Annotated in this window: 13 protein-coding genes; 11 read left to right on the top strand and 2 right to left on the bottom strand. The window is 68.9% G+C overall.

The window, feature by feature from the left end; all coding sequences use genetic code 11:
• Positions 1 to 6: 6 nt before the first annotated feature.
• The 5 genes from IFSED24_RS16125 to IFSED24_RS16105 all read left to right on the top strand — a co-directional run bounded on the left by IFSED24_RS16125 (position 7) and on the right by IFSED24_RS16105 (position 4,532).
• On the top strand, positions 7 to 1,392 hold the full coding sequence (locus tag IFSED24_RS16125; RefSeq protein ID WP_491332506.1) for a c-type cytochrome: 1,386 nt from the start codon (positions 7 to 9) through the stop codon (positions 1,390 to 1,392).
• Positions 1,393 to 1,410: 18 nt separating this feature from the next.
• On the top strand, positions 1,411 to 2,745 hold the full coding sequence (locus IFSED24_RS16120; protein ID WP_491332505.1) for a c-type cytochrome: 1,335 nt from the start codon (positions 1,411 to 1,413) through the stop codon (positions 2,743 to 2,745).
• Between the two features lie 132 nt (positions 2,746 to 2,877).
• Complete coding sequence (locus IFSED24_RS16115) at positions 2,878 to 3,186, top strand: isoamylase early set domain-containing protein (RefSeq protein WP_491332504.1); 309 nt, start codon at positions 2,878 to 2,880, stop codon at positions 3,184 to 3,186.
• Between the two features lie 172 nt (positions 3,187 to 3,358).
• Positions 3,359 to 4,012 carry a GntR family transcriptional regulator gene (locus IFSED24_RS16110; RefSeq protein WP_491332503.1) on the top strand — a complete coding sequence of 218 codons (654 nt, stop codon included), beginning with the start codon at positions 3,359 to 3,361 and terminating at the stop codon, positions 4,010 to 4,012.
• Positions 4,013 to 4,046: 34 nt separating this feature from the next.
• A complete protein-coding gene (locus IFSED24_RS16105) occupies positions 4,047 to 4,532 on the top strand; it encodes a hypothetical protein (RefSeq protein WP_491332502.1) in 486 nt (161 codons plus the stop codon).
• 10 nt (positions 4,533 to 4,542) lie between these two features.
• On the opposite strand, the gene IFSED24_RS16100 is transcribed toward IFSED24_RS16105, so the two are convergent.
• Positions 4,543 to 5,931, bottom strand: a complete 1,389-nt coding sequence (locus IFSED24_RS16100) for a CCA tRNA nucleotidyltransferase (protein ID WP_491332501.1) — start codon at positions 5,929 to 5,931, stop codon at positions 4,543 to 4,545.
• Between the two features lie 81 nt (positions 5,932 to 6,012).
• Between IFSED24_RS16100 and IFSED24_RS16095 the strand changes: the two genes are divergently transcribed.
• From IFSED24_RS16095 to IFSED24_RS16070, 6 genes are all read left to right on the top strand, one after another.
• Positions 6,013 to 6,912, top strand: a complete 900-nt coding sequence (locus tag IFSED24_RS16095) for a DMT family transporter (RefSeq protein ID WP_491332500.1) — start codon at positions 6,013 to 6,015, stop codon at positions 6,910 to 6,912.
• Between the two features lie 3 nt (positions 6,913 to 6,915).
• Entirely contained in the window at positions 6,916 to 7,728 is an 813-nt protein-coding gene (locus tag IFSED24_RS16090) for a sulfite exporter TauE/SafE family protein (protein WP_491332499.1), read from the top strand.
• A gap of 198 nt (positions 7,729 to 7,926) precedes the next feature.
• Positions 7,927 to 8,472: a C-type lectin-like domain-containing protein gene (locus IFSED24_RS16085; RefSeq protein ID WP_491332498.1), complete on the top strand. Its 546-nt coding sequence runs from the start codon at positions 7,927 to 7,929 to the stop codon at positions 8,470 to 8,472.
• A gap of 13 nt (positions 8,473 to 8,485) precedes the next feature.
• A complete protein-coding gene (locus IFSED24_RS16080; protein ID WP_491332497.1) occupies positions 8,486 to 9,124 on the top strand; it encodes a hypothetical protein in 639 nt (212 codons plus the stop codon).
• Between the two features lie 144 nt (positions 9,125 to 9,268).
• Complete coding sequence (locus tag IFSED24_RS16075) at positions 9,269 to 10,042, top strand: protein-L-isoaspartate(D-aspartate) O-methyltransferase (RefSeq protein ID WP_491332496.1); 774 nt, start codon at positions 9,269 to 9,271, stop codon at positions 10,040 to 10,042.
• Between the two features lie 188 nt (positions 10,043 to 10,230).
• Complete coding sequence (locus IFSED24_RS16070; RefSeq protein WP_491332495.1) at positions 10,231 to 11,700, top strand: HDOD domain-containing protein; 1,470 nt, start codon at positions 10,231 to 10,233, stop codon at positions 11,698 to 11,700.
• Positions 11,701 to 11,727: 27 nt separating this feature from the next.
• On the opposite strand, the gene IFSED24_RS16065 is transcribed toward IFSED24_RS16070, so the two are convergent.
• Entirely contained in the window at positions 11,728 to 12,699 is a 972-nt protein-coding gene (locus IFSED24_RS16065) for a radical SAM/SPASM domain-containing protein (RefSeq protein ID WP_491332494.1), read from the bottom strand.
• Between the last annotated feature and the right edge of the window lie 169 nt (positions 12,700 to 12,868).

Raw genomic sequence — 12,868 nt, 5'->3', positions numbered from 1 at the left:
CGGCTCATGGATTTCCCCATCTTCCACCTCGACTTCTTCGGCAATCGCCTGCTCATCGCGGTGATCGCCACGGTGCACGTGCTGATCAACCACATGCTCGCCGTGGGCGCCATCCCGCTGGTGGCATTCCTCGAGTGGCGCGGTATCCAGACCGGCGACCAGCGCTGGGACCGGCTGGCCTACCGGCTGCTCTTCGTGTGCTTCATCGTCACCACCAGCCTGGGCGCCCTGACCGGCGTGGGCATCTGGCTCTCGACGAGCCTGGTCAACCCCCACGCCATCGGCTCGCTGATCCGGGTCTTCTTCTGGGCCTGGTTCTTCGAGTGGATCGTGTTCGTCACCGAGGTGGTGCTGATCCTGATCTACACCCTGAGCTGGCACACCGCCTGGGCGCAGCGCAACAAGCGCGCGCATCTGGGTGTGGGCGTGGTGCTGGCGATCGCCTCCTGGTTGACCATGGCGGTGATCGTGGCGGTGCTCGGCTTCCAGATGGACACCGGCGTCTGGACCGTCCAGCCGGGTTTCTGGACCGCGGTGCTCAACCCCATCTACTTGCCGCAGCTGTTCTTCCGCACGCCGTTCGCCCTGGTCACCGCCGCGCTCTTCGCGCTCATGCTCACCGGCTTCTTCACCCGCCGCGACCCCGAGTTCCGCGGCCAGGCGGTGCGCCTTGTCAGCGGCTGGGCGCTGGTGTTCTGCCTGCCCTGGATCCTGGGTGCCTACGCCTACTGGCAGGCCATCCCCGAGCGCATGCTCGCCAACGTGCCCACGGCGCTGACCACCCTGGCGTTCCAGAACTTCCTCGACCCCTTGCAGATCTTGATCGCCGGTTCGGTGGTGGTGGTCGCGCTGGTCTGCCTCTGGGGCGTGGCCCGACCGCGACAGCTCCCGGCGTTGGTCCTGGTGCTCCCGGTGCTGCTGGCGGTCTGGCAGCTCAGCTACTTCGAGCGCGTGCGCGAGTTCATCCGCAAGCCCGACATCATCGAGGCCTACATGTATTCCAATGCGCTGCGCCCGGCCGACTACCCGCTCTACGCCGAGGACGGCCTGCTGCCCCACGCGACCTACTCCTCCATCGGCGAGGTCACCGACCTGAACCGGCTCGAGGCCGGACGCGAGATGTTCCGCCTGGCCTGCAGCCGCTGCCACACCACCCATGGGGTCAACAGCGTGGTCGAGAAGCTGGGCACCATGTACGGCTGGCAGGACTGGGACCCCGAGGTCCTGCGCACCTACCTCGCCGGCATGCACAACGCCCGACCGTTCATGCCGCCCATGCCCGGCACCCGGGCCGAGCACGAGGCCCTGGCCGCCTACCTGATCGAGCTGCGCCAGGACCCCGCCGGCCTCCACGGGGCCCAGACCCACGGCGCCGCCAACCGCATCCGCTGACCGGAGGAACGAGGACTCATGGATAGCATCGCCAACTGGCCCCTGCCCCTGGACATCCCCCTGCCCCTGCCCGCCGACTCGGTGCTGCTGCAGGCCCTGCTGGTCTTCCTCTTCCTGTGGCACATCCTGTTCGTGAACCTCATGGTGGGCGGGTCGCTGCTGACCGTGGCGTTCGAGCTGATCGGCCGCCGCCGCCCCGACTTCGACGTCCTGGCCAAGGCCGTCGCCGGCACCGTCACGGTGAACAAGAGCCTGGCCGTGGTCATGGGCGTGGGCCCGCTGCTCGGCATCAACGTCCTCTACACCATGTACTGGTACACCGCCAACAGCCTGACCGGCGCGCCCTGGCTGGGCCTGATCCCGCTGGTCACCCTGGCGTTCCTGATCACCTACGCCCACAAGTACACCTGGGACAGTCTGGCCCACGCCAAGGGCCTGCACATCGCGCTGGGCATGGCGGGCGCAGGCCTGTTCCTGGTGATCCCGCTGATCTTCCTGACCAACGTGAACCTCATGCTCTTCCCCGGCCGCTGGCTCGAGGTCGACGGCTTCCTCTCGGCGCTCCAGCTGCCCAACGTCTGGCCCCGCTACTTCCATTTCCTGGCCGCCAGCGTCGCCATCAGCGGCCTCTTCCTGCTCTTCTTCTTCCTGCGCGCCGGCTGCCCCATCGAGAGCAAGTTCCAGGATCTCGACCGCGCCGCGCTGCGCCGCCTCTTCTACGGCATCGCCCTGGGCGCCACGGCGCTGCAGCTCCTCTTCGGCCCGCTGGTGCTGCTGACCCTGCCCGGCCAGGGCATGAGCTGGTACCTGATCGGAGTGATCAGCCTCGGGGTGACCCTGGCCATCGTGGCCATGGTGCTGATGTGGCGCGAGATCGTGGGCCCCCAGGTGCGGCCCATGCCGCGGGCCACGCTGGTCTTCACCCTCATCACCCTGACCGCCTTCGCCATGGGCTACGGCCGCCACGTCTACCGCGAGAACGCCGTCGCCGAGCACCGCGCGCTCATGGCCACACACACCAAGGACGTGGGCTGGCTCGCCGCCGCGGCCCAGTGGCGCGAGGCCACCGGCCAGCAGAAGGTGCAGATGCCGCTGGGCCAGCGCATCTTCGAGGGCACCTGCGCCGCATGCCACGCCGTGGACCGCGTGCTGGTGGGCCCGCCGCTCACCGAGATCGTCCAGCTCTACGGCGACAACCCCGCCGGCATCGTCACCTGGACCGAGAACCCCGGACGCAAGCGCGAGGGCTTCACCCAGATGCCGGCGTTCAAGCTGGGCGAGGAGAAGCTGCAGGCGGTGGCTGGCTATATGCTTCAACTGGGCCGAGGGGAGACTCAGCCGGAAGAGGGTTGACCTCGGCCGGCGAAGAATTACCATGGCGGAGAACAACTGGGGTTTCTCACGCCAAAGCGTGGAGTCGGCGGCGGCCTCTATCCGACCGTGCCGCTGCTGGGCTCCCTGATTCGCGATATGGGGGTTAGAACCATGAGCACGAGCAAGAAGTACCTGAAGACCAGGCCGGTGAGCAAGGTCACTTTCAAGGTTCCTCGCGAGATCGCCGCCGGAGCGAGCAAGGTCTCGCTGGTGGGCGAGTTCAACGACTGGGATCCCAAGGCGACCCGGATGCAGAAGCTCAAGACGGGTGAATTCAAGGTCACAGTGGACCTGGAGGTGGGTCGAGAGTATCAGTTCCGCTACCTGCTGGATGACCGGACCTGGCGGAACGACGATAGCGCCGATCGCTATGTCCCGGCCGGCATTCCCGACGCCGAGAACAGCGTGATCGTCGTCTAGGCCTCGCTGACCGTGGCCCTCGCGGGCCCGAGCCCCCTCCCGGAAACGGACGAGGGGGCTTTTTTCAGCAATCATCGCCCGGGGCCACCATCCTGCTTGGCACCGGCCTGCCGATGCCCTAAGCTAGCCAGGGGCCGCCAACCAGTTACCGCAACCGGAGGACGAGACAGGGATGTTCGAACGCAAGCCCTTGAGGGCCGACGTCGGCGCCGAGATCCTGAGCCGGATCATCGACGGCCGGCTGGCCTCTGGCACGCGCATCAACGAGTCGCATCTGGCCGTGGAGCTGGGCATCAGCCGCACGCCGCTGCGCGAGGCCATGCTCTGCCTTACCACCGAGGGCGCGCTGATCTCGGACATGGGCCGCGGCTTCCAGGTGCCACACCTCGCCGGGCACGAGGCCGCCGATCTGCTCGGTGCCCTGGCCGTCATCATGGCCGCCACGGTGCGCCAGACCACGGAGAACGACCTCAAGAGCCACCTCGAGGCCGGCAACGTCCTCGGCCGCGCCCGGATGCAGGCCGACCAGCCCGCCATGCTCTGCGAGCATTTCTACCGCTTCCTGACGATCCTCGGCCGCGATTGCCCCAACCGGGTCCTGCGCGCCGAGGCCGACCGCCTGACCCGGCTGTCGCTGCGCTATCTCTACGAGGCTCTCGGGCGCGGCTGGAGCCCCGCGACGACCCTCTCCGCGGCCGACATCACCCTGCAGGAGATCCAGCGCGGCGACCGTCTCGCCGCGGCCGACACCCTGGCCCGCGCGCTCCGCAGCCTCGGATCCGACCTGGCCGCCCGCTTCCCGACCGAGGTGGCCGGCCAGGCTTGATATAGGTTATCTTGGGGGGCAGGAGGGTCATACGGTGGACCTGCAGCTGGACATCAACGGCGTCCGCCTCCGTCCCGGCGAAGCGCCAACCCGTGACACGCTCCGCCAGGCCGGTCTGGGCAAGCTACCACCATGGCGGCGCTGGATGCGGCGGCTTCCCGGCGGCAGCCGCTACTGGACCGCCGACGACCCCCTCGTCACCTGCTTCGACGGCTCGCTCGAGATCTACCCCTGCCGCGACAGCTACCTCGACCCCGACCGGCGCTGGGGCACGCGCTGCCTCGTGCGCATGGACGGCGAGACGATCCAGGAGGTGGCCATCGAGGTGGTCGAGGGGGTCTACGCCGCCGGCAACCTCTTCGAACGCTTCCTCGAGAACGCCCGCAAGGTCCTGGGCGAGCCGGCCGCCAGCCGCCGCCGCGCCACCTGGCAGGCCTGCGATCATCGCGTCGCCGCCAGCCTGGACCGCGAGGGCGTGAACGCCATCTTCCGCTGGGAATACCTGAACGGCGACCACTGACCGCGCCGCCTCAGGGCTCATCCTCCCGCGCCAGCCACGCGTCCAGATACGCCTGGGCCCCCTCCTCGTCACCGAACGCTCCCTCGAGCTGAGCCTCGAAGCAGGCATCCAGCACCTGGCGGTACCGCGGCCCCGGGCGCAGCCCGCGGGCCTGCAGATGCCGGCCGAGGATCAGCGGTTCCGGGCGCGCATCCGCCAGCCCGAGGGCGGCCGCACGCGCGGCGAGCCAGCGAACGGCGGGCGGGTCGGCGACGCTGGCCGTGCCCCGGCCCTGCCAGTCGGCCCGCACCACGCGCAGCAGGCGATCCAGCCGCCCCACGTCGCGCGCGAGGCGCCGCACCGCGGCATCCCCGGACTGCTGCTCGAAGAGCTGCACCGGCCGCACGTGCGCGCGCACCAGCGGCAGCACTTGCCGCACCAGCGCCGGCTGCCCCGTCAATTGCTCCAGGAACGGCTCCACCTCCTCCGCGGCCCGCTCGGCGTGCCCCGGCGTCCGGATGCGGCCCTGATCGTCCACGGTCTGGACCAGCGGCTTGCCCAGATCGTGGCAGAGCACCGCCAGCCCCACCACCACGTCCTCCACCTCGTCGCCGAGCCGCGTGGCCGCGAACGCATCGAGGCAGAGCCCGGTGTGGGTGTAGACGTCGCCCTCGGGGTGGTGGTCCGGATTCTGCGCGGCCCCGTCGGCCGCGGCCAGCGCCGGGAAATGACGCAGCCAGCCCGTGTCGCGCAGGAAGGCCAGCCCGCGTGAGGGCGAACGCCCCAGCAGCAGCAGCTTGCGCCACTCGTGCCAGATGCGCTCCCAGGCCAGCCCCTCGGGGTCGATGGAGCGGCAGAGCGCCACCGTGGCCGGGTCGGGCGTCAGATCGAAGCGCGCCACGAACTGCATGCCCCGCAAGACGCGCAACGGGTCCTCGACGAAGGCGTCCGAGCAGTGACGCAGCCGGCGCGCCTGGAGGTCGGCCTGGCCGCCGAGCGGGTCGGCCAGGTCGCCGGTCAAAGGATCGAAGGCCATGGCGTTGATGGTGAAATCGCGGCGGCGCGCGGCCTCGGGCAGGCCGAGCGCGGGGTCGCTCCGCACCAGAAAACCCTTGTGGCCCAGACCCGACTTGGATTCGGTGCGCGGCAGTGAAACGTCCAGCGCCACGCCGCGCAGCTTGAGCACGCCGAAGGCACGGCCCACGGCGTCGAGGTCGAAGCGCGTGGCGAGGAGATCCTCGAGTGCGCTCGCCTCGATGCCGTGCACCTCCACGTCGAGGTCGGCCAGCGGCAGCGCCAGCAGCGCGTCTCGCACGCCGCCGCCCACCACCCAGGCACGGCCGCCGGCGTCGCGCACGAGGCGGCAGACCGCGTCGAGCGTGGCGGCGAGGCGCGGGTCGATGATGGGCAACTGGACCATGGCGGCCTCCTTCCTGGCCTCGCTGTCGCCGGCGGCTTACCTTGGCGCGGACGCATTCCCCCAGCCGACCAGGCGGCCAGCATGCCCGACCCCACCGCGCAGCATCCCTCGCTCCTGCCCGAAGGCTACGGCCTGGGGGCCCAGGACAGCATGCCCCGCGCCGTCCTCTACATGCTGCTGTCCGGAGCCAGTTTCGCCGTGATGACCGCCATGGTCAAGGCCGCTGGCGACCTGCCCGTCCACGAGAAGGTCTTCTTCCGCAACCTGGTGACCCTGCTGGTGACCCTGACCATGTTCCTGCGCCAGGGCGAGAATCCCTTCGGACCCACCCGCCACCTGACGCTGCTGTTGACCCGGTCGTGCGCCGGCCTCTGCGGCGTCCTGCTCTACTTCTACGCCATCGACCACCTCACCCTGGCAGACGCCTCGCTCCTGAACAAGGTCTCCCCTTTCTTCGTCACCGTGTTCGCCGCCATCTGGCTGGGTGAGCGGCTCACCCGCTCGGTGGCCGGCGGCCTGGCCCTGGCGTTCCTGGGCGCCGCCCTGGTGATCAAGCCCGGCTTCGACTGGCAACCGCTGCCCGCCCTGGCCGGCCTGGGCTCGGCCTTCTTCGCGGGGTTGGCCTACACCGTGGTCCGCCGCCTCAAGGGTCGCGAGGGGCCGCAGCGCATCGTGTTCTACTTCTCCCTCGTCTCCACGGCGGCCATGCTGCCGCTGCTGGTCTGGCACCACGTCATGCCCGTGGGTTGGCAATGGCTGTGGCTCGTGGGCACCGGCCTGGGCGCCGCCGGCGGCCAGGTCTTCCTGACCCTGGCCTACCACCACGCCCCCGCGGGCAAGATCAGCATCTGGGGCTATTCCCACGTGCTCTTCGCGCTTATCATCGGCCTCGCCTTCTGGGGCGAGCGTCCCGACCTGGCGAGCATCCTGGGCGGCGCGCTCATCGTCGGCGCCGCCCTGCTGAACCGACGCACGAGGTAGATCTTGGAGTTCACCCTCACCAACGCCCTCATCCTCCTCGGCGCCGGCCTCGGCGCCGGCCTGGCCGCCGGATTCGCCGGCGTGGGCGGCGGCATCATCATGGTGCCGGTGATGCTCGAGCTGCTGCGCGCCTGGGGCGTCCCCCGCGAGGCCGTGGTGCAGTCGGCCATGGCCACCAGCCTGACGGTGGCGGTGTTCAACACCGGGTCCTCCGCCTGGCGCCATCATCGGCAACGCCGCGTGCTCTGGCGGCTGGTGGTGCCGGTGGTGCCCTCCAGCATGCTGGGTGCCTATCTCGGCTCGGCCATCGCGGCCGGGCTCGACGGCCGCATCCTGCAGGTCTGGCTCGCGGTGGTGCTGCTCTACGGCTCGTGGCGGCTGGCGTCCCAGCGCGAACCCGGCGACGGGGTCGGCCTGCCCCAGCGGTCGTTCTGGATCTGGGGCGCCATCGGCCTGGGCGTGGGACTCTTCTCGGGCCTCAGCGGACTCGCCGGCGGCGTGGTGCTGATCCCCGCCCTGGCGCTGGTGGGTCGCCTGCCCTCGCGCTACCTCGCGGCCACCTCGGCCGGGGTGATCATGTTCACCGCCACGGCCGGCGCGCTGGGCTACATGCGCCACGGCCCGGCGGCCGGGGTGCTCGGCGACGGGTTCGTGGGCTATGCGTGCCTGCCGGCGGCGGCGTGCCTGGCGGTGACGGCGGTGCCCATGGCGCAGGTGGGGGCGTGGTTGAACAAGCGGGTGAGCGGGGTTTGGTTTCGGCGGGTGTTTGCGGGTTTGATGGTCTTCGTCGTCCTCCGCCTCCTGACCACCCTCTAGGTTGTGCCACGGAGAGTGTGTCCAGGCTATTTTGGGCTGGAACAACAGGACCATACATGCTATAATTATAATAAATCATCAATAAAAGGCGTCTCCAAGATCCCGAATCCTGGCAGACACACTTTCCGTGGCACAAGGTAGGGATTAAAGTTGGGGGCGATCCTCGCCCGTGGATCACCACCCCCCGGAGGACGAACCATGACCCGTTGCCAATGCCTGGTCGCCGCCCTGCTCCTGCTCCTCGCGGTCACCGCCACCGCCGACCCCGTCCAGTGGGACGGCAACGGCCATTACTACGAGCTGGTCACCGACATCGCCACCTGGCAGGATGCCGAACGGCTCGCCGAGAATCGTTCCTGGCTGGGCCACGAGGGCTACCTCGCCACCATGACGTCGATCGAGGAGAACGAATGGGTCTTCTGGAACGTCGTGGGTGGCAACCAGGACACGCCGCTGGGCGACCCCTGGCTGGGCGGCTACCAGAATCCCGACCACAGCGAACCCGCCGAGAACTGGCACTGGGTCACCACCGAGCCCTGGGAGTGGACCCACTGGGCCGAGGGCGAGCCCAACGACTACGACGAGAACTACGCCGAGATGTACCTGAACTTCGCGCTCTGGGGCGACGGCTTCTGGAACGACCACCACAGCCTCCTGCAGAAGGCCTTCGTGGTGGAGTATTCCAGCGATGCGGTCCAGACCGAGGGCCGGTCGTGGAGCGAGGTCAAGTCGATGTTCCGCTAGCGAGGAGCGACTCATGACGGTTCCGAGGACGTTGCTCTTGTGCGCTCTCCTGCTGGCCGGCGCGGTCGGGGCCCAGACCACGGGGGTCCCCGCGCCGCCCACGGACCAGGGCGAGATCAACGCCCTCGAGCGCGAGATCGCCGCCAAGGAGCGGCGTTTCGACCGGTTCCAGTCGGCATTGCGCAAGCTCGAGGCCGCGGGCCGCAAGTCGAGCAACGCCGACCGCCGCGGGGCCATCGAGCGGATCGAGGACGCCATGGGCGAGGTGGTGCGCTTCGAGGAGGAGAAGCTGGGCGAGGAGCACCTCATCACCGTCCATGGCCAGGATGTCGAGGCGGTCCACACCTCGGAGCTGGGTTCCACCAGCGGCAGCGGCGTGCGGACCGGGATCAAGAACCGCAAGCGTCCACCCGACGGCATGTCGCCGGTCTACTTGCGGCTGCTCGAGATGCAGCAGATCGTGGTGGGCTGCCGGACCATTCGCGAGATGGCCATCGCCGACGACGGTGGACAATTCGCTCAGTATTTGGGCCGGAGCCGGGATTTCGCCGGGATCATGGCCGACGATCTGGTCGAGCTGAAGGGGCTGCTGCCCGACGAAGACGCGGACCCGGAAGCGGGCGCTGCGCTACCTGATAGCACCGAGTATTGAGCACAGCCCGTGGGTCTGCCCCCCACGGTGCGCCGACCACGCCCTCCATGCGCCCTCGATTCCGGGAGTATCCCGCCAGTCCGTAAGATGGTGCCAAGGACCACGACCCGCGCTAGAATGAGCAGTAGAGGAGGTCCCGAGCCCATGCGACGCCGCCTGCTCCTGCTCGTCATCCCGGTCGCCGTGATCGTCGCCGTGTTCGCCCTCCAGGACCAGCTCGATCGGGGCGCCGCCATGGACCGTCCAGCACCACCCGCCGACGACCAGCAGTACGTCCGTCTCCGCGAGGCCATGGTCCGCGAGCAGATCGAGGCGCGCGGCGTGCGCAGCCCGTCGGTCCTGGCCGCCATGCGCAAGGTCCCGCGCCACCACTTCGTGCCGCCGGCGCTGGTGCGCCAGGCCTACGAGGACCACCCGCTGCCCATCGGCGAGGGCCAGACCATCAGCCAGCCCTACATCGTGGCCCTGATGACCGAGCTGCTGCGGCTCGAACCCACCGACCGCGTCCTCGAGGTGGGCACCGGCTCGGGCTACCAGGCGGCGGTGCTCGCCGAGCTGTGCGCCGAGGTCTACTCCATCGAGATCATCCCCGAGCTGACCCGGCACACGCGCTCGCTGCTGGCCGAGCTGGGCTACGCCAACGTCCACGTCAAGCTGGGCGACGGCTACCGCGGCTGGCCCGGCAAGACGCCGTTCGACGGGATCATCGTGACCGCCGCTCCGGACCACGTCCCGCAGCCGCTGCTCGACCAGCTCGCTCCGGGCGGGCGGCTGGTGATCCCCGTCGGGGGCTGGTCGCAGTCGCTGGAGGTCTACACGCGGCGCCCGCAGGACGGGCCCGACGGGCCGGTCTACGACCGCGAGACGGTTCTCGCCGTGCGGTTCGTGCCCATGACCGGCGAGGCCGAGCACCGCTGAGCGCGGTCAGCCATCCCCCTCGACCGCGGTTGCGGACGACGACGATCCGGGCGGATGGTCGCGATCGTTTGCCTCGATGGGCGCACCCCGCTCCGGTTCCTCGGAGGAGTCGACCGCCGTCAAGCCGCTCAAGCCGCCGGCGCCGGCGGTCGAAACGAGGGAGGACACGCCCCGACCAGGAGTCCGCCATGACCTCTGCCGACGTCTTCGCCCAGATCGAGAAGATGGGCGAGCTGCCCAGCCTGCCGCGCACGCTACTGCGCATCCAGAACGTGGCCAGCGACGAGCGCTCGAGCGCCGACGACCTGGCGCGCTGCATCCTCAAGGACCAGGCGCTGACCATGCGGGTCCTCAAGGTGGTCAACAGCGCGCTCTACCAGCGCCGCGGCCAGGAGAAGATCCGCACCGTGCACCGCGCGGTCATCGTCATGGGCTTCGAGACCGTGCGCAAGCTGGCGCTGGGGCTATCGGTCTTCGACATGATGAGCAAGCTGTCGCGGTCGCCCCTGCTGGTGGAGATCGCCCGCCACTCGCTGATCACCGCGGGGCTGGCCCAGATCCTCGCCGAGGCGTCGGGCCGCGTGCCGCCCGAGGAGGCGTTCGTCACCGCGCTGGTCCACGACATCGGCAAGGTCGTGCTCATCGAGTGCTCGCCCGTCGCCATGGACGCCGTGGCCCGCGACATGCAGCGCGGGGTCCCCACCCTCGAGGCCGAGCGCCGGCATTTCGGCATCAGCCACGACCGCGCCGGCCGCCGCCTCGCCGACCGCTGGCAACTGCCCCACGAGCTGCGCGAGATCATCGGCGACCACCACGACATCGACCCCGTGAACCCCCCGCGCCACCTCGACCCCGCCCTCGGTATCATCGTCTACGCCAACGCCATGAGCCGGCTCGGTCGCGAGGGGAACGAAGGCCTGGACGAGCAACGACTCGTCTACCAGGCCACCCGCGCGCTGAGGATCCGGGCCTCCGATCTCGACTCGATCCACCGCCGCGCGCGCGAGGAGGTCCTCGACCTCGCCGTGCGCGTCGGCGTGGAGATCGACGACTTCGCCGATTACGGCAGCCTCGTCAACGCCGAGGGCAGCGCCACCGTGGCGCCGCGCCGCCTCACCCCCCGGGAGATCTCCCAGCGCACCGCGCGCCAGCTCGAGATCTATCAGCAGATCGGCCAGGGGATCGCGGCCGGCATGGATCCCTCGCTGCTGACCCAGCAGATCCTCGACGCTGCCGTGGAGGTGTTGGGCTTCGAGCGCGTGGTCCTGCTGCGCGCCGATCGCGAGCAGCGCCTGCTACGACCCTGGGCCTGGTCGGGCCTGGGCGGGGCCGACCTCGCGGCATGCCTCGAACTGCCCCTGAGCCGGACCAGCGGCGCGGTGGCCATGGCCATCCTCGAACGCCGCCTCTTCCACGTCCCCATGGCCAAGAGCCCGGCCTACTGCGGCCTGGTGGGCGACGAGGTCCTGGCGGCGGCCCGCTGCACCGGCTTCGCCGCCACCCCGGTGATCACGCCGGCCGGCGTGGTGGGCGTGGTCTACGCCGATTGCGGACCCGACGGTCCGGACGTGGTGGCGGAACAGGCGCAGGAGCTGAACGGGCTGACCGTGCAGCTGGGGCTGGTCTGCAGCATGGGGACGCCCCTGGCGCTGGGCTGAGGCGCCTCATTGGCGGCGATGGGGAATTCAGGCACGGCCATCGAACCAGCGGCACCGTTGGCAGAAGACCGGATCCTTGGCCGGACCGGACTCATGAACCGCCCGGAGCTTCCGGAACCGGGCCGAGTTCCAGGCCTCGTGGATCGACTCCTGGTTGAGATCACCGACATAGAGCGAGTCGTGGTCGTTGATGAGGCAAGCACTGACCATCCCATCGCATTCCACCGCCAACGTCGACCAAAGCAACAGGCACCTTTTGCATCGCTGGTGCTGCGTCATGTCGTTCCACGACCGCCCATCCGGCTTCAGGATGAACCGGTCGACACCGAGGTCCCTGGCCATGACCGCGGCCGGAGCCTGCTCGTGCCTGTTGAACTCGAAATCGATCATCTGCCACTCGACATAGGGCGTCGATGACCTCAACTGCTGCTTCAGCTGGATCAACCGGGTGAGGTTCGCCAGAGCCAGGTCCAGCTGCCCACCGACCCGATACTGCTCATAGGTCGCCTGGGTCACGCCATCGATGGCGACCTGGAGATAGTCCAGCCCCGACCGGATCAGTTCCACCAGCATCTCGTCCGCCAGCTTCAACGAGAAATGGGTGGAGATGACCGTGCCGATGTTCCTCTCGTTCGCATACCGCACGTATTGGATGATGGCGGGGTCCAGGAGCGGTTCGCCCTGGTCGAAGAGCGAGACCTCGAGCAGCGAATCCTTCAGGCTGTCGATCACGTCGGTATAGATCCCGAAGTCCAGGAAGCGGTTCTTCCGCTCGACCGAGCCGTCATGGCAACTCGGGCAGCGAAGATTGCAGCAATCGGTGGTCTCGACCTTGATGTAGATCGGTTGCGATCCGACCACCTCGTGTTTCCCGGCATAGTGGTGGAGGCATCGGCCGATGTTCAGGAGCTTCTGGAAGGTGACATGCCGCTTGATGATGTGACGGTGCCGGTTCGTCAGCAGGGAATTCAGATTCTCATGGTAATCCAGCTTCAGCATGGCGACCGCTCCCCCGGCTGACCATCAGTCTTTGGTATCCTCATCGATATATCGATCGGGCGCTTTCTTCGACAGCCTACCACGGCCGGGCGCCGAGAACAATCCAGCGCCCCACGATCTGCCGGCGTGTTATCATCATCCGAGCGCGGAATGGTCCGGCGACACCATC

The organism is Candidatus Latescibacter sp. IFSED24 (assembly GCF_058273205.1).
The sequence above is the reverse complement of the archived record's forward strand: the minus strand, read 5'-3'. Positions and strand labels throughout refer to the sequence as shown.

Coding starts and splice junctions, on each gene's coding strand:
- IFSED24_RS16125 (WP_491332506.1), top strand. CDS start 7: ATGGATTTCCCCATCTTCCACCTCGACTTCTTCGGCAATCGCCTGCTC.
- IFSED24_RS16120 (WP_491332505.1), top strand. CDS start 1,411: ATGGATAGCATCGCCAACTGGCCCCTGCCCCTGGACATCCCCCTGCCC.
- IFSED24_RS16115 (WP_491332504.1), top strand. CDS start 2,878: ATGAGCACGAGCAAGAAGTACCTGAAGACCAGGCCGGTGAGCAAGGTC.
- IFSED24_RS16110 (WP_491332503.1), top strand. CDS start 3,359: ATGTTCGAACGCAAGCCCTTGAGGGCCGACGTCGGCGCCGAGATCCTG.
- IFSED24_RS16100 (WP_491332501.1), bottom strand. CDS start 5,931: ATGGTCCAGTTGCCCATCATCGACCCGCGCCTCGCCGCCACGCTCGAC.
- IFSED24_RS16095 (WP_491332500.1), top strand. CDS start 6,013: ATGCCCGACCCCACCGCGCAGCATCCCTCGCTCCTGCCCGAAGGCTAC.
- IFSED24_RS16085 (WP_491332498.1), top strand. CDS start 7,927: ATGACCCGTTGCCAATGCCTGGTCGCCGCCCTGCTCCTGCTCCTCGCG.
- IFSED24_RS16080 (WP_491332497.1), top strand. CDS start 8,486: ATGACGGTTCCGAGGACGTTGCTCTTGTGCGCTCTCCTGCTGGCCGGC.
- IFSED24_RS16075 (WP_491332496.1), top strand. CDS start 9,269: ATGCGACGCCGCCTGCTCCTGCTCGTCATCCCGGTCGCCGTGATCGTC.
- IFSED24_RS16070 (WP_491332495.1), top strand. CDS start 10,231: ATGACCTCTGCCGACGTCTTCGCCCAGATCGAGAAGATGGGCGAGCTG.
- IFSED24_RS16065 (WP_491332494.1), bottom strand. CDS start 12,699: ATGCTGAAGCTGGATTACCATGAGAATCTGAATTCCCTGCTGACGAAC.